Source organism: Nocardioides caricicola (assembly GCF_039541135.1).
Taxonomy (GTDB): Bacteria; Actinomycetota; Actinomycetes; order Propionibacteriales; family Nocardioidaceae; genus Nocardioides; species Nocardioides caricicola.
The window spans coordinates 522,067-539,837 of record NZ_BAABFQ010000005.1; the positions used below are offsets into that span (position 1 = coordinate 522,067).

The 17,771-nt window shown below is 71.4% G+C and carries 20 protein-coding genes; 8 read left to right on the top strand and 12 right to left on the bottom strand.

The genetic code is table 11. From position 1 onward, the window contains the following. Window positions 1–17 precede the first annotated feature (17 nt). Window positions 18–1,142 carry a nuclear transport factor 2 family protein gene (locus tag ABD875_RS10910; protein ID WP_345175857.1) on the bottom strand — a complete coding sequence of 375 codons (1,125 nt, stop codon included), beginning with the start codon at window positions 1,140–1,142 and terminating at the stop codon, window positions 18–20. 81 nt (window positions 1,143–1,223) lie between these two features. Between ABD875_RS10910 and ABD875_RS10915 the strand changes: the two genes are divergently transcribed. Then, window positions 1,224–2,117, top strand: coding sequence for a LysR family transcriptional regulator (locus ABD875_RS10915; RefSeq protein WP_345175864.1), 894 nt, complete (start codon window positions 1,224–1,226; stop codon window positions 2,115–2,117). On the opposite strand, the gene ABD875_RS10920 is transcribed toward ABD875_RS10915, so the two are convergent. Continuing rightward, window positions 2,102–3,274 (bottom strand): acyl-CoA dehydrogenase family protein, encoded by a 1,173-nt coding sequence (locus ABD875_RS10920; RefSeq protein ID WP_345175883.1) that lies wholly within the window; start codon window positions 3,272–3,274, stop codon window positions 2,102–2,104. The two genes, ABD875_RS10915 and ABD875_RS10920, sit on opposite strands and share 16 nt — an antisense overlap. Before the next feature lie 105 nt (window positions 3,275–3,379). Next, window positions 3,380–4,237 (bottom strand): Ig-like domain-containing protein, encoded by an 858-nt coding sequence (locus tag ABD875_RS10925; protein WP_345175890.1) that lies wholly within the window; start codon window positions 4,235–4,237, stop codon window positions 3,380–3,382. A gap of 147 nt (window positions 4,238–4,384) precedes the next feature. Here ABD875_RS10925 and ABD875_RS10930 point away from each other — a divergent pair, with 147 nt between their 5' ends. Next, window positions 4,385–4,795 (top strand): CoA-binding protein, encoded by a 411-nt coding sequence (locus ABD875_RS10930; RefSeq protein ID WP_345175899.1) that lies wholly within the window; start codon window positions 4,385–4,387, stop codon window positions 4,793–4,795. A gap of 17 nt (window positions 4,796–4,812) precedes the next feature. After that, the gene (arfB, locus tag ABD875_RS10935) at window positions 4,813–5,211 is read left to right on the top strand and encodes an alternative ribosome rescue aminoacyl-tRNA hydrolase ArfB (RefSeq protein WP_345175906.1); all 399 of its coding nucleotides are present in this window, start codon (window positions 4,813–4,815) and stop codon (window positions 5,209–5,211) included. 15 nt (window positions 5,212–5,226) lie between these two features. Here arfB and ABD875_RS10940 read toward each other — a convergent pair whose 3' ends face one another. Genes ABD875_RS10940 through metG form a run of 3 tightly spaced genes read right to left on the bottom strand, consistent with a single transcriptional unit; the run spans window position 5,227 to window position 8,282 of the window. Next, entirely contained in the window at window positions 5,227–5,838 is a 612-nt protein-coding gene (locus tag ABD875_RS10940) for a LysE family translocator (RefSeq protein WP_345175914.1), read from the bottom strand. 9 nt (window positions 5,839–5,847) lie between these two features. Continuing rightward, a complete protein-coding gene (locus ABD875_RS10945) occupies window positions 5,848–6,498 on the bottom strand; it encodes a glutamine amidotransferase-related protein (protein ID WP_345175921.1) in 651 nt (216 codons plus the stop codon). Then, window positions 6,495–8,282, bottom strand: coding sequence for a methionine--tRNA ligase (gene metG, locus ABD875_RS10950; protein WP_345175929.1), 1,788 nt, complete (start codon window positions 8,280–8,282; stop codon window positions 6,495–6,497). Before metG ends, ABD875_RS10945 begins: the two co-directional genes overlap by 4 nt. Before the next feature lie 60 nt (window positions 8,283–8,342). Here metG and ABD875_RS10955 point away from each other — a divergent pair, with 60 nt between their 5' ends. Continuing rightward, the gene (locus ABD875_RS10955) at window positions 8,343–9,023 is read left to right on the top strand and encodes a GOLPH3/VPS74 family protein (protein WP_345175938.1); all 681 of its coding nucleotides are present in this window, start codon (window positions 8,343–8,345) and stop codon (window positions 9,021–9,023) included. A 4-nt stretch (window positions 9,024–9,027) separates the two neighbouring features. Here the strand turns inward: ABD875_RS10955 and ABD875_RS10960 are convergent, their stop codons facing one another. From ABD875_RS10960 to chrA, 3 genes are read right to left on the bottom strand one after another with little or no spacing between them, the layout of a single operon-like run. Beyond that, entirely contained in the window at window positions 9,028–9,546 is a 519-nt protein-coding gene (locus tag ABD875_RS10960; protein ID WP_345175945.1) for a maleylpyruvate isomerase N-terminal domain-containing protein, read from the bottom strand. A 21-nt stretch (window positions 9,547–9,567) separates the two neighbouring features. After that, entirely contained in the window at window positions 9,568–10,167 is a 600-nt protein-coding gene (locus ABD875_RS10965; protein WP_345175953.1) for a mycothiol-dependent nitroreductase Rv2466c family protein, read from the bottom strand. Window positions 10,168–10,206: 39 nt separating this feature from the next. After that, entirely contained in the window at window positions 10,207–11,571 is a 1,365-nt protein-coding gene (gene chrA / locus ABD875_RS10970; protein WP_379188265.1) for a chromate efflux transporter, read from the bottom strand. Between the two features lie 55 nt (window positions 11,572–11,626). Here chrA and pepN point away from each other — a divergent pair, with 55 nt between their 5' ends. Next, window positions 11,627–14,167 (top strand): aminopeptidase N, encoded by a 2,541-nt coding sequence (gene pepN, locus ABD875_RS10975; RefSeq protein WP_345175983.1) that lies wholly within the window; start codon window positions 11,627–11,629, stop codon window positions 14,165–14,167. A gap of 275 nt (window positions 14,168–14,442) precedes the next feature. Here pepN and ABD875_RS10980 read toward each other — a convergent pair whose 3' ends face one another. Together ABD875_RS10980 and ABD875_RS10985 are read right to left on the bottom strand one after the other, a co-directional pair. Then, window positions 14,443–14,826, bottom strand: a complete 384-nt coding sequence (locus ABD875_RS10980; RefSeq protein WP_345175991.1) for a DUF5130 family protein — start codon at window positions 14,824–14,826, stop codon at window positions 14,443–14,445. After that, window positions 14,813–15,169, bottom strand: coding sequence for a hypothetical protein (locus ABD875_RS10985; protein WP_345175998.1), 357 nt, complete (start codon window positions 15,167–15,169; stop codon window positions 14,813–14,815). Before ABD875_RS10985 ends, ABD875_RS10980 begins: the two co-directional genes overlap by 14 nt. A 60-nt stretch (window positions 15,170–15,229) precedes the next feature. Here ABD875_RS10985 and ABD875_RS10990 point away from each other — a divergent pair, with 60 nt between their 5' ends. Then, a complete protein-coding gene (locus ABD875_RS10990; protein WP_345176002.1) occupies window positions 15,230–16,249 on the top strand; it encodes a mechanosensitive ion channel family protein in 1,020 nt (339 codons plus the stop codon). Window positions 16,250–16,256: 7 nt separating this feature from the next. Here ABD875_RS10990 and ABD875_RS10995 read toward each other — a convergent pair whose 3' ends face one another. After that, complete coding sequence (locus ABD875_RS10995) at window positions 16,257–16,682, bottom strand: OsmC family peroxiredoxin (protein ID WP_345176007.1); 426 nt, start codon at window positions 16,680–16,682, stop codon at window positions 16,257–16,259. Window positions 16,683–16,781: 99 nt separating this feature from the next. Between ABD875_RS10995 and ABD875_RS11000 the strand changes: the two genes are divergently transcribed. Both ABD875_RS11000 and ABD875_RS11005 read left to right on the top strand, forming a co-directional pair. Then, window positions 16,782–17,156: a globin gene (locus tag ABD875_RS11000; protein WP_345176011.1), complete on the top strand. Its 375-nt coding sequence runs from the start codon at window positions 16,782–16,784 to the stop codon at window positions 17,154–17,156. An 82-nt stretch (window positions 17,157–17,238) separates the two neighbouring features. Then, the gene (locus tag ABD875_RS11005) at window positions 17,239–17,769 is read left to right on the top strand and encodes a hypothetical protein (protein WP_345176016.1); all 531 of its coding nucleotides are present in this window, start codon (window positions 17,239–17,241) and stop codon (window positions 17,767–17,769) included. Window positions 17,770–17,771: the final 2 nt, after the last annotated feature.

A 17,771-nucleotide genomic window follows, 5' to 3' on the forward strand; every position in this document is an offset into this window, starting at 1 on the left:
GGGTGGGGTGGGCCGCTTCAGTGCCGGTGGTAGACCTTGTTCGCGATCCGCCACCCGTCGCCGGTGCGCACCAGCACGAACATGTCGGTGAAGCGGCTCTCCCCGTGGTCGAGCGTCATCGTCGCCGTCGCGACCGTGCCGTCGACCCGCACGGAGTCGATGGTCCGTGAGAACTCGGCCTCGCGCGGGTCCGGGCGGCCGTCGAAGAGCGCCGTGTAGCCGTCCAGGTCCCAGGACGTGAAGGCGCCGTCGCGCAGCCCCTCGACATGCGCGGTCGGCAGGAACGCCCGGCGGAAGTACGCCGGGTCGCGGGTGGCGTGCCCCCGGGCGTAGTCCTCCAGCGGAGCGGTCACCCCCGTCCCCGGACGCGCCAGCACGGCCACGTCCTCGCCGGACCCGGCGGCGGCCGCACGCTCCAGGACCGCGGCGAGCGTGGGCGGCGTGCTCGTGGCGGAGCGCTGGACGAGCCCGAGGTCCTTGGCGAGCGCGCCGACGGCGAAGTCCGCCCGGTCCGGGACCTCCTCCCCCAACAGCTGGCCGCGCTTCGACCCGACGAGCCCGCCGAACGCCGTGTGGGACAGCAGCTCGACGGCCTGCTCGTCCGGCACCCCCAGTGCTCGTGCGGCCGTCCAGGCGGTGCGGACCCCGTCGAGCGCGCTCGCCAGTGCGGCCGCGCCGACCAGCTTCAGCGCCGCCGCGTCCGCCACCCCGCGAGCGGTGATCACCCGCGCCGAGACGGCGGACAGGACGTCGGCGACACCCGGTGTCTCGACGTCACCGCCGGCGATCACGGTGAGTGTCCCGGCCGTCACCGCACCGACGGATCCCAGGACCGGCGCGTGCACGTAGGCGACGCCCGCCTTCACCGCGAGCTCCGCGAGCTCCGCGGCCTCCGCAGGACCGACGGTGGCGGTGTTCACCACCACGCCGACGTCCACGATGTCGGCCAGCACGTCGCGGCACGCGGCACCGTCGAACACCGCGAGCACGACGACGCCGCGTCCGCGCACGGCCTCGGCGAGCGGCCGCCCGGCCTCCGACCGGGTCCACCCGGTCGCGTCGAAGCCCTGCTCGAGCAGGCGGTCCAGGAGGGCAGCACCCATCCGGCCGAGTCCGACGACGGTCACCGTGGGGAGTGTCATGCGGCGACCGTAGGTGCGGCCGAGAGGTGCGACAAGCGCAAGTCCTACCGGTCATCCATGCGGAACCCGCATACTTCTCGCATGGCGACGATCAGCGCGTGGCGGACGTACGTCGAGGTCTGCCGGCTCGGCTCGTTCTCCGCGGCCGGCGCCGCGCTCGGCTACAGCCAGTCCGCAATCTCGCGGCAGCTGGCCGGCCTCGAGCGCGACCTCGGCGTCGCGCTCCTCGAGCGCCGACCCCGGGGGGTGCGGCCGACCGCCGCTGGACGTGACGTCCTCCGGCACGCCCAGACGATGGTGCACGCGGAGGCGCAGGCGCGGCGGGCGGCGAGCGACGCCCGGGACCGGCGCCGGCTCTCGGTGGGCGCGGTCCCCTCCGCCTCCGGATGGCTGCTCCCGGAGGCGTTCCGCGCGATCCGGGCCGACCACCCCGAGGTGCTGCTGACGCTGCGCACCGCGGGGTCCACCGAGCTCGAGGACGGCGTCGAGGCCGGCGTGCTCGACCTCGCCGTCGTCAGCGACTACCCGCCCGGACTGCCGGTGCGGCCCGGCATCGACCGGACGGTCCTGCTGCGCGACCCGATGTCGGTGATCCTCCCCGCCGATCACCACCTCGCGGCCACCGCCGACCCGTTGGGCCTCGGCGTCCTCCGGGACGAGACGTGGGTCGAGGACAACGCCGGCTCGGCCGCCGTGCTGCAACAGGCTGCGGCCGCGGCCGGCTTCACTCCCCGGATCGACCTCGAGGCGGGCGACCTGCTGGGCAAGGTCGCGCTGGTCGCAGCCGGTCACGCGATCGCGCTGGTGCCCGGTCTGCTCGTCGCGGCACTGCCGCCCGGTGTCGCCGTACGACGGATCGCCGACGGCCCGACCCGCGTGGTCTACGCGAGCCGGGTCCGGCGCCCCGATCCCGACGCGGCGCTCGACGACCTGGTGTCCGCCTGCCGCCGCGTGGCCGGTCAGATGTCCGACTGAACCCCGGCGAGGAGCTGGCGGGCCATCACGATCCGCTGCACCTGGTTGGTGCCCTCGTAGATCTGGGTGATCTTGGCGTCGCGCATCATCCGCTCGACCGGGTAGTCACGGGTGTAGCCGTAGCCGCCGAGCACCTGGACGGCGTCGACGGTGACCTGCATCGCGACGTCGGAGGCGAAGCACTTGGCCGCGGCGCCGAAGAACGTGAGGTCGGAGTCGCCGCGCTCGGAGCGGCCGGCGGCGGCGTAGGTCATCTGGCGGGCCGCCTCGACCTTCATGCCCATGTCGGCGAGCATGAACTGCAGGCCCTGGAAGTCGGCGATCGGCTTGCCGAACTGCTTGCGCTCCTTCGCGTACTCCAGCGCGTAGTCCAGCGCACCCTGCGCGATCCCGACGGCCTGCGCCGCGATCGTGACGCGCGTGTGGTCGAGGGTCTTCATCGCCGTCTCGAAGCCGGTGCCCTCGGCGCCGATCATCCGGTCGGCGGGGATCCGCACGTTGTCGAGGTAGACCTCGCGGGTGGGCGAGCCCTTGATGCCGAGCTTCTTCTCGGGCGCGCCGAAGGACACGCCCTCGTCGGACTTCTCGACGACGAACGCCGAGATGCCGCGGCTGCGCTTCTCCGGGTCGGTCACGGCCATCACCGTGTAGAAGTCGGACTCGCCGGCGTTGGTGATCCAGCGCTTCACACCGTCGAGCACCCAGAAGTCGCCGTCGCGGACCGCGCGGGCCTTCATGCCGACCGCGTCGGAGCCGGCGTCCGGCTCGGACAGGCAGTAGGAGAAGCCGCCCTCACCGCGCGCGAGCGCGCCGAGGTACTTCTTCTTGAGCTCCTCCGACCCCGAGATCTGCACGGGCAGGGAGCCGAGCTTGTTCACCGCGGGGATCAGGCTGGACGACGCGCACGCGCGGGCGACCTCCTCGATCACGATCACGGTGGCGAGCGCGTCGGCCCCGGCGCCGCCGTACTCCTCCGGCACGTGCGGGGCGTGGAAGTCCGCGGCCAGCAGCGCGTCGGCCGCCTCCTGGGGGTAGCGCGCGTGCTCGTCGACGTCGGCGGCGAACGGCGCGACCTTGGCGTCGCAGACGGCCCGGACGGCCTCGCGGATCGCCTGGTGCTCCTCGGAGAGCGCGTACATGGGGAACTCGGAGCTCATGCCCGAATTGTATATTTTCCCGCTCCGCGCCCCGACGCCAGGTCCCGGAAATGCCGGACGCCCGGCCGGGGCAGAACCCGGCCGGGCGTCGGATGGAGCAGGTGCCTACTTCTTGACGGTGACCTTGAACGGGGCGCTCGAGGCTCCGTTGGTCGAGGTGTCACCGGCGTAGACGACCGTGAACGTGGTCGTCTTCTTGATGCCCTTGGCCAGCTTGATCGTGGCCTTGCCGTTCTTGAGCGTGCCGGTGCCGACCTTCTTGGAGCCGGCCTTCAGCGAGACCTTGCCGGTGGCGGGCTTGTTGTCGCCGACGACGCTGGCGACGACCGAGAACGCCTGGCCCTTCTTGACGGCCTTCGGGGCCTTGCCCGTGACGGCCGCGTTCTGCGGCACGACCGTGTAGGTCGTCACGACGCCCTGGGTGCCGGCCACGGTGCAGTCCAGCGGGATCGGGATCACGTTGGTCAGCGAGAACGACGTCGGCATCAGCAGCTCGAGGGTGCCGGGCTCGGGCAGCGCGAACTGCTCGTTCGCCGTCGTGGTCTTCATGCTGTAGCCACCGGTGGCCGGGAGCTGGGCCGACGGGACGTTGAAGCCCTTGAGCGCGGCGGCGGACGAGCCGAACGGGAAGCTCATGCCGGCGCTGGTGGCGCCGACCGAGTTGATGCCCTGGGCCTTGAGACCGGCGACGACCTCCGGCGAGAGGTCGATGCCGATCTCGACACCGACGATGTCCTCGGGCACCTGGAAGCCGGTCGCGAACGGCGGGAACGCCGTGAGGTCGGCGGTCGCGCTCAGCGTCAGCGGCAGCACGTCGGTGGTGAAGCCGTTGGTGCAGTTGTAGTTGGCGGTGCCGGTCGCCGCAGTGGCCGTGGTGCTGGTGAGGCCGACGAGGACGCCGGCGGCCAGCGCGGTGGTCGCGCCGGCGACGACGGCGCTGCGCGTGATCTTGCGAAGGTTCATGTGTGTGCTCCCTCCCGAGCAACTCGAATGCGCGGCTACCGGTAGGTAGTGCGCCGCGTCACGTTATCCCCTGCTCGTCCGCCCCGGGGACCGAACCCCCGAATCTCTCCCGAATTCGGATGTGGGGTCCTCAAATAGGATGGCCGGATGACGGACTGGCAGCGCGCGGACTGGGTCGAGACGATGCTCGACGACACCGAGACGTGGGCGGTCGTCGGCCTCTCGGGTGATCCGAGCAGGACGGCGTACGAGGTCGCCCGCGCCCTCCAGAGCCGCGGCAAGCGGATCGTGCCGATCCATCCCAGCGCCCCCACCGTGCTGGGCGAGCAGGGCTACGCGAGCCTCGCGGACGTGTCGTTCCCGATCGACGTCGTCGACGTGTTCCGGCGCTCGGAGGCGGCCGGTGAGTACGCCGACCAGGCGGTCGCCGTGGGCGCCGGCGGCGTGTGGTTCCAGCTCGGGGTCGTCGACGAGGCGGCGTTCGAGCGCACGACGGCTGCCGGGGTGCCCATGGTCATGGACACCTGCCCGCTGATCGAGTGGCGCCGACGCCGGTGAGCCGACCGGGTGAGGACTTGAGGGTCGCCGGCCTCGTGATCCCGGCCGGCGAGCTGGTCGAACGGTTCTCGCGGTCGTCCGGACCGGGCGGGCAGTCGGTGAACACCACCGACAGCCGCGTCGAGCTGGAGCTCGACGTCCTGACGTCGTCCGCGCTGACCGAGCAGCAGCGCGCCCGGCTCGTCGGGCGGATCGGCTCCCCGGTGGTGGTCGTGGCGTCCGAGCACCGCTCGCAGCACCGCAACCGGGTGGCCGCGCGCGAGCGCCTCGCCGAGCGGATCCGGACCGCGCTGGCGCCGCCTCCCCCGCCGCGCCGGCCGACCAAGCCCACGCGCGGCTCGCAGAGGCGCCGGCTCGACGCGAAGAAGCAGCGCGGTCAGACCAAGGCGCTGCGCGGCCGGGTCACCGACGGGTGACGCGGGCGCGCATCGTCAGCGCGACTCCACCGCGAGCCGGGCGCTGAGCGCCACGAACGAGGCCGCGAACGCCTGCCGGATCCGCCGCACCAGGCGCGGCCGGGTGAGGACACGGTCACGGAGCGCGGCGGCCGCGGCGCCGTAGGCCGCGAAGACCACGAACGTCATGAGCATGAAGACGCCGCTCAGCGCGAGCATGCGGGGCACCTGGTGGGGCGTGCCGGCCGGCACGAACTGCGGGAGGAAGGCGAAGAAGAAGATCGTCAGCTTCGGGTTGAGCAGGTTCAGCGTGATCCCCGCGACCAGCACCTGCCGGCGCGACCCGGTGCCGGCACCGGTGTCGACGGACAGGGTGCCGGTGTCGCGCCAGGTCGCCCACGCCATCCACAGCAGGTAGGCGACGCCGAGGTACTTGATCGCCTGAAAGGCGACGCCGCTCGCGTGCAGCACGGCGGCCAGGCCGGTGATCGCGGCGAGCAGGTGCGGCACGGTGCCCAGGGTGCAGGCGAACGCGGCGAGGATGCTGGCCCGCGTCCCGCGCGCCAGGCCCGCGGCGACCGTGTAGAGCGCGCCCGTCCCGGGGGTCGCGACGATCACCAGCGCGGTCACCAGGAAGGCGATGCTCATGGCCCGACGCTAGTGGGCGGCGACCGCCGCCGTGAAGGCCCGCACCAGCGGGTGCACAGGGCGGCCCTCCAGGGCGCCGATGTGGGGCTGGAACATGCTGGCGACGTAGAAGGGATGGTCCGGGAACTCGAGCACCTCGGCCCCCGCGTCGTCGGCCGTCGCACCCACGACCACGCCGGCCCCCTCGAGCCGGCGCACGGCCGCGGCGGTCGGCGCGTAGTTGCAGAAGTGCATGCCCACGAACGGCGCGTCGACGATGTCGGCGAACCGCGTGCCCGGCACCGGCGTCACGAGCCGCTCCTCGCCGTACAAGCTGCACGCGAGCGCGGTGACGACGTTGTCGTCGGCCTCGCCGTCGGACTCCGCGTGCGAGGCGGACTCGCCGAGGACCGAGCGGGTGAACTCGATGACGGCGTACTGCATCCCTCCGCACGAGCCCAGGAACGGGATGCCGCGCTCCCGCACCACCGTCAGGGCCGCGAGCACCGCGGCGTCGTCGGCGTACGGCGAGCCGGGCACCAGCCAGACGCCGGCGTACTCCGTGATGTCGAACGCCGAGTCGGTGGGCACCCACACGGTCTCCGTGTCGAGCATCGGGCGCAGCGCGTTGAGCTCCTGGTGGCTGCGGTGGCCGCGGTCGTCGCCGAGGAGCGCGATCAACTCCCCAGCCTCGCCAGCTCCTCGTCTACCACCGACGGGTCGAGCTTGGTGAAGATCGGCGTCGGCTTCGCGACCGGCGTGCCGGGCACGATGGGCCGCCGCTCCCACCGCGGGGTGCGGGAGTACTCGCCGGTGATGATCGGGTACGGCGCTCCGCCGTCGAGGTCGTCGACCTCCACGATCTGCGGCATCGGCGCGACGTCGCCGGCACCGCCGAGCGCCGCGTCGACCTGGTTCGCGGAGAACGGCAGGAACGGGCTGAGCACCAGGTTGAGGTCGGCCACGCACTGCGCGACGACGTGCAGCACCGTGCCCAGGCGCGCCGGGTCGTCCTTGATCTTCCACGGCTCGGTGTCGGACACGTACTTGTTGACCTCGGCGACCACGCGCATCGCCTCGCCGATCGCCTGCTTGAGGCGGTGCCGCTCGAGCAGCTCGCCGACCGTGGTGAACGACGCGAGCGTCGCGTCGAGCAGCGCCTGGTCCTCCGCGGTCAGCTCGCCGGCCTCCGGGATCTCGCCGAAGTTCTTCGCGATCAGCGTCGCCGTGCGGTTGACCAGGTTGCCCCAGCCCGCGACGAGCTCGTCGTTGGTCCGGCGCACGAACTCCGACCAGGTGAAGTCGGAGTCCTGGTTCTCCGGACCGGCCGCGGCCACGAAGTAGCGGAACGCGTCGGGCTGGTAGCGACTGAGCAGGTCCCGCACGTAGATGACGACCTTCTTCGACGACGAGAACTTCTTGCCCTCCATCGTGAGGAACTCGCTGCTCACGACCTCGGTGGGCAGGTTGAGCACGCCGTACTGCCGCGGGGTGCCGCCCTTGGCTCCCTTGCCGGAGTAGGCCAGCAGCTCGGCGGGCCAGATCTGGCTGTGGAAGGTGATGTTGTCCTTGCCCATGAAGTAGTAGGCCTCGGCGCTCGGCTCGTTCCACCACTCGCGCCAGCGGTCCGGGTCGCCCTGCCGGCGCGCCCACTCGATGCTCGCCGAGAGGTAGCCGATGACCGCGTCGAACCAGACGTAGAGCTTCTTGGTCGGGTTCTCGCGCCAGCCGTCCAGGGGCACGGCGATGCCCCAGTCGATGTCGCGGGTCATCGCCCGCGGCCGGATCTCCTTGAGGATGTTCTGGCTGAACCGGATCACGTTGGGCCGCCACGTGCCCGACGCCTCGCGCTCGTCGAGCCACTCGGTCAGCGCGTCGGCGAGCGCCGGCAGGTCGAGGAAGAAGTGCTGGGTCTCGATGAACTCCGGCGGCTGCCCGTCGATCTTCGACACCGGGTTGATCAGGTCCTGCGGGTCGAGCTGGTTGCCGCAGTTGTCGCACTGGTCGCCGCGCGCGCCGGCGTACCCGCAGATCGGGCAGGTGCCCTCGATGTAGCGGTCCGGCAGCGTGCGCCCGGTCGACGGCGAGATCGCGCCGTACGTCGTCTGCTCGACGAAGTAGCCGTTCTCGTACACGCCGAGGAACAGCTCCTGCACCACCGCGTGGTGGTTGCGGGTGGTGGTGCGGGTGTAGAGGTCGTAGGTCAGGCCCAGCGCCGCGAGGTCCTCGGCGATGATCCGGTGGTTGCGGTCCGCGAGCTCCTGGGGGCTCACGCCCTCCTCGCCGGCCGCGATCAGGATCGGCGTCCCGTGCTCGTCGGAGCCCGACACCATCAGCACGTCGTGACCCGCCATCCGCATGTACCGACTGAAGACGTCGGAGGGCACACCGAAACCGGCCACGTGGCCGATGTGGCGCGGGCCGTTTGCGTACGGCCAGGCGACGGCGGACAGAACTCGGGTCATGGGTTGATCCTATTGACCCGGCGCCACCGGGTTGTCGCGGGCCGTTGCTAGCGTCGACACATGGAGACGCTCATCGCAGAGGACCTGCTCCTGCTGCTGCTCCACGACGAGAAGGGCACGGTCGTCGGGACGATCAACCTGCCTCCGGCGCTCGGCGGCGCCGTGCTCACCGAGCTCGCGCTCACGGGCGCCGTGGAGGTCGAGGAGGACCCGGGCCGGTGGCGGACCGCGAAGGTGCACGCGGTGGCCGGCGCCCGGCCCGACGACCCGACGCTGGCCGCGGCGTACGACGTGGTCGCGCAGCGGCCCCGGACGGCGCAGGACCTGGTGACCCGGCTCGGCAAGCACCTGCGCGACGAGCTCGCGCGGCGGCTGGTCGAGCGCGGCATCCTCGAGCGCCGCGACACCAAGGTGCTCGGCCTGTTCCCCAGCAAGCGGTGGCCGACCGCCGACCCGGGACGCGAGCGCGAGCTCCGGTTCCGGCTCACCTCGGTGCTGGTCCAGGGAGTCCAGGCCGACGAACGCACGGCGGCGCTGGTCGCGCTGCTGTCCGCGGTGGACCGGGCCCACAAGGTCGTCGACCTCGCCGGGCTGCCGCCGAAGGTCGTGCGCAAGCGCGCCAAGGAGATCGCCGACGGCGCCTGGGCGGCCAAGGCCGTCAAGGACGCCATCGCGGCCGCGACCGCCGCCGTTGCGGCGGTCGCCGTCGCCGGAGCCGTCGCGGCGTCGAGCGGCAGCTGACGTCTCAGACCGCGCGGCCCGCGAACGCCGCGAGCCGCTCGTACGGCCCGCCGTCGGTGGCCACCTCGGCCGCGAACGCCTCGCCCCGGTTGTCGTCGGTGAGGTTGGCCCGCATGAAGGCCAGGCCGCGCTCGGCCACCTCCGGGTCGAGCCGGTCGACCGGGTAGCCGATCGCGGTCGCGACGTCCCACGTGTGCGTGGCGAGCTCCGCGATCTGCCAGTCGGCGGGCACGGGCGCGTCGCCCTCGTGCTCGTGCCAGTGGTGCAGCAGGTCGTCGCCGGCGACCCGGAACACCGGCCCCCAGCTCTCGGCGACGTGCGGCGGGGTCGCCGAGAAGTCCGGCTCCCCGCCCCGCATCATCGTGAGGAAGTGGCCCGGCTGGGCGACCAGGTGGTCGATCAGCGCGGCGACGTCCCAGTCGCGGCACGGCGTCGGGCGACCCAGGTGGTCGGCGTGCACGTGGTCGAGCACGTCACCGGCCTGGTCGATGGCCCGTGAGAGGACCCTGACCTCGTCGCCCATGGGACCACGCTAGGTCGGCCGTCAGCTGAAGTCGAGGTCCTCGGTGCGGCTGCGCTTGAGCTCGTAGAAGTGCTCGTACTTCGAGAGGGTCACGAACGCGTCCCACATCCGGCCGGCGTCCTCACCGCGGGGCGCCTTGCTGATCACGGGACCGAAGAACGCCCGGCCCTCGAACGCGATGGTCGGGGTCCCGACCTCGTTGCCGACCTGGCTCATGCCGGCTTCGTGCGAGGCCGCGATGGCGTCGTCGTACGACGCGTCGTCCATGGCGTCGGCGAGCGAGAGGTCGAGCCCGGCGTCGGCAAGCGCGGCCTCGATCAGGTCGCGGTCCTTGGCCTGCTTCTCGATGTGGATGCGGGTGCCCATCGCCGTGTACAGCGGCAGGAGCACCTCCTTGCCGTACTTCTGCTCGGCGGCCATCAGCACGCGCACCGGCTGCCAGGCGGTCGAGAGGAACTCGCGGTACTCCGCCGAGATGTCCTTGTCCTGGTTCAGGTAGGCCAGGCTCATGATGTGCCAGGTGACCTCGATGTCACGGACCTTCTCCACCTCGAGGATCCAGCGCGAGGTGATCCAGGCAAAAGGGCAGGCGGGGTCGAACCAGAAGTCAGCGTTGGTCATATCGGACGGAACAATCCGGACTCGGGTCCGCATTCCCTGTCAGGTGAGAAGGGCGACTGCCAGCCCGGCGAGCCCGCAGACGCCGAGGGAGCGCAGCACCGGCCACCGCAGCGCGAAGATCAGGATGGCGCCGAGCGCGCCCAGCGCGGCCGGCTCCCACTGGAAGGACGACCACACCGGCACCAGCAGGCCGAGATGCTCGAGCCCGGCGCGCCTGGTGTCCTCGAACAGCGTGTGCACGGTGAAGTAGTAGGCGAGGTTCGCGATCACGCCGACGACCGCCGCGGTGACGCCGGTCAGCGCCGCCGACAGCGGCTCGTTCCCCCGCAGCCGCTCGACGTAGGGCGCCCCCAGGAAGATGAAGAGGAAGCACGGCACGAACGTCACCCAGACGACCAGCAGCGAGGCCAGCACGGCCGCCGCCCACGGGTCCAGCGCGCCGGGGTCGCGGAACGCGCCGAGGAACGCCACGAACTGGACCACCATGATCAGCGGGCCGGGTGTCGTCTCGGCCAGCGCGAGTCCACGCACCATCTCCTGGGCGGTCAGCCAGCCGTAGTTCTCGACCGCGGCCTGGGCGACGTACGACAGCACCGCGTAGGCGCCGCCGAACGTCACCAGCGCCATGCCGCCGAAGAACAGGCCCTGGTCGGTGAACACCGTCTGCTGGCCGCCGGCGAGGGCGAACGCCGCGGCGACCGGCAGCATCCAGAGCGCCAGCCCGACCACGAGGATCACGAGCGAACGCCGCCCGGACCGCGGCGCGGTGTGCAGGGCGTCGTCGGGGATCAACGGCGCGTCCTCGTCCGGCTCGGGCGGCGGCTCGGGCAGCCGGACCAGGTCGGGTCGCCGCCGGCCGACCACCCAGCCGACGAGACCGGCGACGAGCACCACGAGCGGGAACGGCACGGCCAGGACCGCCAGCGCCACGAAGGCGACGACGGCGAGCACCAGGAGCACCCGGTTGCGCACGGCGCGACGCCCCAGGCGCAGCACCGCCTGGAGGACGATCGGGATGACCGCGGCGGCGAGGCCGAGCAGCACGCCGGTGACCAGGGTGGATTCACCGTGGGCGACGTACACCCACGAGAGCGCGAGGATCGTGATCAGGCCCGGGATCACGAACAGCACCCCGGCGATGAGGCCGCCCAGCCAGCCGTTGAGCAGCCAGCCGCTGTAGACGGCGAGCTGTTGGGCCTCGGGGCCGGGCAGCAGCATGCAGTAGCTCATCGCGTGCAGGAACCGGCGCTCGCCGATCCACCGCCGCTCCTCGACGAGCTCCCGGTGCATCACCGCGATCTGCCCCGCCGGGCCACCGAACGTCTGCCAGGAGATCAGGAACCAGACGCGAAACGCCTCGCGCAGCGAGATGACGTCGCGTCCGCTGTCGCTCACGCGGGACATCATGCCGGGGATTCCGCTTTTCGCAGGTGACCTGCCCAGTGGCAGGATGCTGGGCATGCCTGGAACCAACCTCACCCGGGACGAGGCCGCCACCCGCGCCGCCCTCCTGGACGTCACGTCGTACACCATCGATCTGGACCTCACGACGGGCGACAAGACCTTCGGATCGACCACCACGATCGCGTTCACCTGCCGCGAGCCCGGCAGCGCGACGTTCGCCGACCTCGTCGACGCGATCGTCCACGAGATCACGCTGAACGGCGAGCCGCTCGACCCGGCGACGGCGTACGCCGACAGCCGCATCGCGCTCCCCGGCCTGCAGGCCGAGAACGAGCTCGTCGTGCGCGCCGACTGCACGTACTCCCACACCGGTGAGGGCCTGCACCGCTTCGTCGACCCGGCCGATGGCCGCGTCTACCTCTACTCCCAGTTCGAGGTCCCCGACGCCCGCCGCGTGTTCACGACGTTCGAGCAGCCTGACCTGAAGGCGCCGTTCCAGTTCAATGTCGTCGCTCCGGACAGCTGGAAGGTCGTCTCGAACTCGCCGACCCCCGAGCCGGAGCCCGTCACCGAGGGCAAGGCCGTGTGGCGCTTCGAGCCCACCAAGAAGATGTCGACCTACATCACCGCGATCGTGGCCGGTGAGTACCACGAGGTCCAGCACGTCTACAACGGCAAGTACGGCGACATCCCGCTCGGCCACTACTGCCGCCAGTCGCTGGTCGAGTACCTCGACGTCGACGAGCTCGTGAAGCTCACCCAGCAGAGCTTCGCGTTCTTCGAGGAGCAGTTCGACTACCCCTACCCGTTCGGCAAGTACGACCAGCTCTACGTGCCGGAGTACAACATGGGCGCGATGGAGAACGCCGGCTGCGTGACGCTGCGCGACGAGTACCTCCCCCGGAGCCGCCAGCCGCGCTCGTTCTACGAGTTCCGCGCCTCCGTCATCACCCACGAGATGGCGCACATGTGGTTCGGCGACCTGGTCACGATGAAGTGGTGGGACGACCTCTGGCTGAACGAGTCGTTCGCCGAGTGGGCCTGCTACTGGTGCGAGGCGGAGGCCACCGAGTTCACCGACGCGTGGACCGGCTTCGCGAACGCCCGCAAGCAGACCGGCTACCGCGCCGACCAGCTCCCCAGCACCCACCCGATCGCGGCCGACAACGTCGACCTGCACGCGGTCGAGGTCAACTTCGACATGATCACCTACGCCAAGGGCGCGTCGGTGCTCAAGCAGCTGGTCGCCTGGGTCGGCCTCGAGCCGTTCCTCGCCGGCCTGCGTCAGTACTTCAAGGACCACGAGTTCGGCAACGCCGAGTTCGGCGACCTGCTGCTCGCCCTCGAGAAGTCGTCGGGCCGCGAGCTCCAGGGCTGGGCCCAGGAGTGGCTGCAGACGGCGGGCGTCAACACCCTCGCCCCGGAGTTCGCGCTCGACGGCGACTCCTACGCGTCGTTCAAGGTCCTGCAGACCGCGCACCCGGACCACCCGACCCTGCGCCGGCACCGCCTCGGCCTCGGCCTGTACGACGAGGTCGACGGCCGCCTGGTGCGTCGCGACTACCTCGAGATCGACGTCGAGGGCCCCGAGACCGAGGTCCCCGCGCTGGTCGGCGTGAAGCAGCCCGACCTCCTGCTGCTCAACGACAACGACCACGCGTTCGCCAAGATCCGCCTCGACGAGCGCTCGCTCGCGACCGTCACCGGCGGGCTCTCCAAGCTCGACGACTCGCTCGCCCGGGCCCTCGTCTGGAGCGCCGCCTGGGACATGACCCGCGACGCCGAGATGCCGGCCTCCGACTTCGTCCGCCTGGTGCTGGCGAACATCGGCTCCGAGACCGACTCGTGGGGCGTCACCCGGATCCCGACGTACGCCGCGATGGCCGTCAACGCCTACAGCGCTCCCGCCGGCCGCGCCGCGCTGCGCGCCGAGTGGGAGTCCGGCCTGCGCGAGCTGCTGCTCGCCGCCGAGCCGGGCAGCGACCACCAGCTCACGTTCGCGCGGTCGTACGCCGCGGTCGCCCACAGCGACCAGGCGCTCGGCGACGTCGCCGGCCTGCTGGACGGCTCGTTCGAGGTGGACGGCCTGGCCGTCGACCAGGATCTGCGCTGGGTGCTGATCACCTCGCTGGCCGCCTCCGGCCGCTTCGGCGACGCCGAGATCGACGCGGAGCTCGAGCGCGACAACACCATCTCCGGCAAGGAGAAGGCCGCCGCCGCCCGGGTCGCCCAGCCGACCGAGGATGCCAAGGCCGAGGGCTGGCGCGCGATCCTCGACCCCGGCACGCCCAACGAGACCGCCCGCGAGATGGTCTTCTCGATCTTCCGCTACGGCCAGGACGACGTCGTCGCGCCGTACCTCGAGCGCTACCTCGAGGCCGCGGAGACCTGCATCGACACCCTCGGCTTCCACAAGGGCTCCGTGCTGCTCGAGTACGGCTTCCCCAAGGCCCTCGGCTCCGAGGCGCTCGTCGAGCGCGTCGACGCCTGGCTCGCCGACAACGAGGCCCCCAAGGGCGCCCTGCGCTACGTCCAGGAGGGCCGCGCCGACGTCCTCCGCGCCCTGGCCGCCCAGAAGCGGGACGCCCAGGGCTGACGCCTGGGCCCGTCGAGAGACGCGAAACGGCCCCCAGGACCTGGTCCTGGGGGCCGTTTCGCGTCTCTCGACGGTTACGACTCGGCGCATGTCGGGGGCTTTCAGCGTCCTCTCGGCGCCGCCCTGCGGCCGGAACCAGCTCGGTCGCGCAGGAGGCCAGGCGCGTAGCCGCGCTCCTCCGTCCCGGACGGCGGCAGCCAAGGGCGGTGAAGCGAACCCTTGACGGGGCTGCCGGTCGGGTCGGACGATCCAGCGCCGGGGGGCCGCCGCTCGCTCTACGACTCGGCGTGCAGCGTCTGCGGCGCCCGCGCGTGCTCGGCGAGATGCTGGATGCCGCGGCGCAGCCCGTCGACCAGGTTGCCCTCGGCGAACGACGACTGCATCTGGAAGGCGGTCAGCTCGACCTCGCGGTCGGTGAGGTTGCGGCGCACGATCCCGCCGGTGACGATCTCGAGGACTCGCGCGTTCGGGTCCACCAGGATCAGGATGCTGCGCGACGGCGCGACCAGCGAGTTGTGCAGCCGGGTCGCGAACGCGCGCGGCTCGCCGTCGACGCGGCCGACGAACACGCTGAACTCGAAGCGCGAGATCTGCTCGGCCTGGCGGATCGCCTCGTCGACCTGGTACCGCTCAGCGGCGTTGAGCTCACCAACGGGCACTTGCGCCACCCGCCTTCGAGTCCTGGTCGTCCGGCGCGGGAAGCTCGGCGGTGCCCTTGACCGGGCCGCCGAACCACTGGTCCGCGGTCGCCTGGCCGCCGACCGTGAACCGCTCGCCGCGGATCAGGCTGGGCAGCAGCACCAGCAGGGTGATGACCGCGAAGAGCAGCACCGGGATGCCGACGAAGATGAGCGCCGCCTCGACGCCGTCGACCACGGTCGGCGGCTCGCCGGTCCAGTTCTCCGGGGTGTCCGCGCCGGCCGGCCCGGCCATCGCGACGAGGCCCAGAGCGACGAGGACGACAGAGGTACGGCGAACGAGGTGCGCGAGCTTCGTGGTCACGAGCAAAGCGTATCGTCCCGCGCTCCCACGTCCTTGCTCGGTGCGGTAGACATGGGGCCCATGTTCGGCTTCGACGACGCCACCTGTGAGTCAGGTCACGACATCTGCGAGCAGGTCTACGACTGGACCGACAACCAGGGCCTGGCGAACGCCTCCGACGTCCTGATCGGCAAGCCCCTCACGATCGCGATGCTGCTCGCGCTCTTCTTCGTGATCCGCTGGGTGCTGTACCGGGTGGTCGACCGCCTGGTGGCCAGCGCCGAGGACGGCATGCTCCCCGACAAGATCAGCCGGTTCGGCTTCCGCGGCAGGGCCGCACAGCAGGCCGAGGCCCGCGACCTGGCGAGCACGACCCGCCGGGTCCAGCGCGCCAAGACCATGGGCGACCTGCTCAAGAGCGTGATCACGGGCCTGCTGATCGCGATCTTCGGGACGATGATCCTCAGCGAGCTCGGCGTGAACATCGCGCCGATCATCGCCAGCGCCGGCATCATCGGCATCGCGCTCGGCTTCGGCGCCCAGTCGCTGGTGAAGGACTTCCTCTCCGGCATCTTCATGATCTTCGAGGACCAGTACGGCGTCGGCGACGTGGTCGACGTCGGCGAGGCGAGCGGCACCATCGAGGCGGTCAGCCTCCGCGTCACCCGGTTGCGCGACCTCAACGGCACCGTCTGGTACGTCCCGAACGGCGAGATCCTGCGGGTCGGCAACATGAGCCAGAACTGGTCGCGCGCCGTGGTCGACATCAAGGTCGGCTACCAGGAGGACCTCACCCGGGTGCAGTCGGTGCTGCGCGACGTCGCGCACGGCCTGTGGGAGGACGAGGACTTCCAGGGCCTGGTCATCGAGGAGCCGGAGGTGACCGGCGTCGAGCTCTTCGATCCCGAGGGCGTCACGCTCCGGGTGCTGCTGAAGACCCTGCCGATGGAACAGTGGGGCGTGGCCCGGGCGCTGCGCGAGCGGGTCAAGGCCCGCTTCGACCACGAGGGCATCGAGATCGCGATCCCGCAGCAGGTCGTCTGGCAGCGCCAACAGAAGACGGGCCCCTCCCCCGAGGGGGAAGAGCCCGTCCAGAGCTGAGGTCGCGCTACGCCAGCGACGCCTCGAGCTTGATGGTGACCGCGGAGAGCGCCTGGCTGACCGGGCAGCCCTCCTTGGCGGCGGTGGCGGCAGCGACGAAGTCGTCGTTGCTCATGCCCTCGACGACGCCCTTGACGGTCAGTCGGATCTCGGTGATGCCGGTGCCGGGCACGAAGTCGACCGCCGCGCTGGTGTCGAGCGAGGTGGCCGGCGTACCCGCCTTGGCCAGACCGTTGGACAGCGCCATCGAGAAGCAGGACGAGTGCGCGGCGGCGATCAGCTCCTCGGGGCTGGTCTTGCCGTTCGCCTCCTCGGCGCGGGAGGGCCAGGACACGTCGAACGTGCCGACGCCGGAGGAGTCCAGGGTGACCTTGCCGGCGCCCTCGAAGAGGGTGCCTTCCCAGTGGGTGGTGGCGTTGCGCGTGGTTGCCATGTGCGTCGATCTCCTGTGGATGGCTCGATGGTCGGTGAACTCCTGCGAGTCTTGCACGCCGGTGTCGAGCCGTGCCCGGCTGCCTTGCAGAATGGACCCGTGACCACGTTCTACGAGGAGATCGGCGGCTTCGAGACGTTCCGACGGATCGTCGCGAAGTTCTACGAGGGCGTGGCCGAGGACGAGGTGCTGCGGCCGCTGTACCCCGAGGAGGACCTGGGCCCGGCCGAGGAGCGCTTCCTGCTGTTCCTCGTGCAGTACTGGGGCGGGCCCACGACGTACTCCGACAACCGCGGCCACCCGCGGCTGCGGATGCGGCACGCGCCGTTCGCCGTGACCCCGGAAGCACGCGACCGCTGGCTGCTGCACTTCCGTGCCGGCCTGGACGACGTCCAGCTGACTCCCGAGCAGGACGCGCAGTTCTGGGGCTATGTGACCCACGCCGCACAGTTCATGGTCAACTCTTTCGAGTGACCGTGTAACACCGGGGCGCGGTCGCGACAGGAGAGGGGCGTACGGGCGGACATCCGCCGACCCCATCCTCCGGAGGTTTTGCATGCGCCGGACCACCACTGCCCTGACCGCCACCACCGCCCTCGCGGCCGCCCTCACGTTCGGCACCGCGTACGCGACCACCCAGGTGGGCACGGCGAGCAGTCCGACCAGCGACTCGACCGCTGAGCCGACGGAGACCCCCACCACGGTCGTGAACAAGAACGGTCACGAGGTCGACGAGCACGCAGCCAAGGGCCAGGCCCGGGCCGCCGAGGTGCGGGAGCGCAACGCGCTGCGGCAGGCCGAGAAGCACCCCGAGCCGAGCGAGACCCCGAGCGAGACCCCGACCGAGACCCCGAGCGAGACGCCGGCCGAGACGCCGACCGAGACGCCGACCGACCACCAGCCGAACGAGCACGCGGGCACCCACCCGGACACGCACGCGCTGCCGGGCGGCACCGACCACGGCCAGGACGGCATGGAGCACGGCCACCAGGGTGACGACCACGGCCAGGGCCACGCCCACGGCCACACCCAGGGCCACGGCCACGGCCACGACGACGACACCACCACGGAGCTCGCTGAGAGCTGACC

Coding starts and splice junctions, on each gene's coding strand:
- ABD875_RS10910 (WP_345175857.1), bottom strand. CDS start 1,142: ATGACACTCCCCACGGTGACCGTCGTCGGACTCGGCCGGATGGGTGCT.
- ABD875_RS10915 (WP_345175864.1), top strand. CDS start 1,224: ATGGCGACGATCAGCGCGTGGCGGACGTACGTCGAGGTCTGCCGGCTC.
- ABD875_RS10920 (WP_345175883.1), bottom strand. CDS start 3,274: ATGAGCTCCGAGTTCCCCATGTACGCGCTCTCCGAGGAGCACCAGGCG.
- ABD875_RS10925 (WP_345175890.1), bottom strand. CDS start 4,237: ATGAACCTTCGCAAGATCACGCGCAGCGCCGTCGTCGCCGGCGCGACC.
- ABD875_RS10930 (WP_345175899.1), top strand. CDS start 4,385: ATGACGGACTGGCAGCGCGCGGACTGGGTCGAGACGATGCTCGACGAC.
- ABD875_RS10940 (WP_345175914.1), bottom strand. CDS start 5,838: ATGAGCATCGCCTTCCTGGTGACCGCGCTGGTGATCGTCGCGACCCCC.
- metG (WP_345175929.1), bottom strand. CDS start 8,282: ATGACCCGAGTTCTGTCCGCCGTCGCCTGGCCGTACGCAAACGGCCCG.
- ABD875_RS10955 (WP_345175938.1), top strand. CDS start 8,343: ATGGAGACGCTCATCGCAGAGGACCTGCTCCTGCTGCTGCTCCACGAC.
- ABD875_RS10960 (WP_345175945.1), bottom strand. CDS start 9,546: ATGGGCGACGAGGTCAGGGTCCTCTCACGGGCCATCGACCAGGCCGGT.
- ABD875_RS10965 (WP_345175953.1), bottom strand. CDS start 10,167: ATGACCAACGCTGACTTCTGGTTCGACCCCGCCTGCCCTTTTGCCTGG.
- chrA (WP_379188265.1), bottom strand. CDS start 11,571: ATGTCCCGCGTGAGCGACAGCGGACGCGACGTCATCTCGCTGCGCGAG.
- pepN (WP_345175983.1), top strand. CDS start 11,627: ATGCCTGGAACCAACCTCACCCGGGACGAGGCCGCCACCCGCGCCGCC.
- ABD875_RS10990 (WP_345176002.1), top strand. CDS start 15,230: ATGTTCGGCTTCGACGACGCCACCTGTGAGTCAGGTCACGACATCTGC.
- ABD875_RS10995 (WP_345176007.1), bottom strand. CDS start 16,682: ATGGCAACCACGCGCAACGCCACCACCCACTGGGAAGGCACCCTCTTC.
- ABD875_RS11005 (WP_345176016.1), top strand. CDS start 17,239: ATGCGCCGGACCACCACTGCCCTGACCGCCACCACCGCCCTCGCGGCC.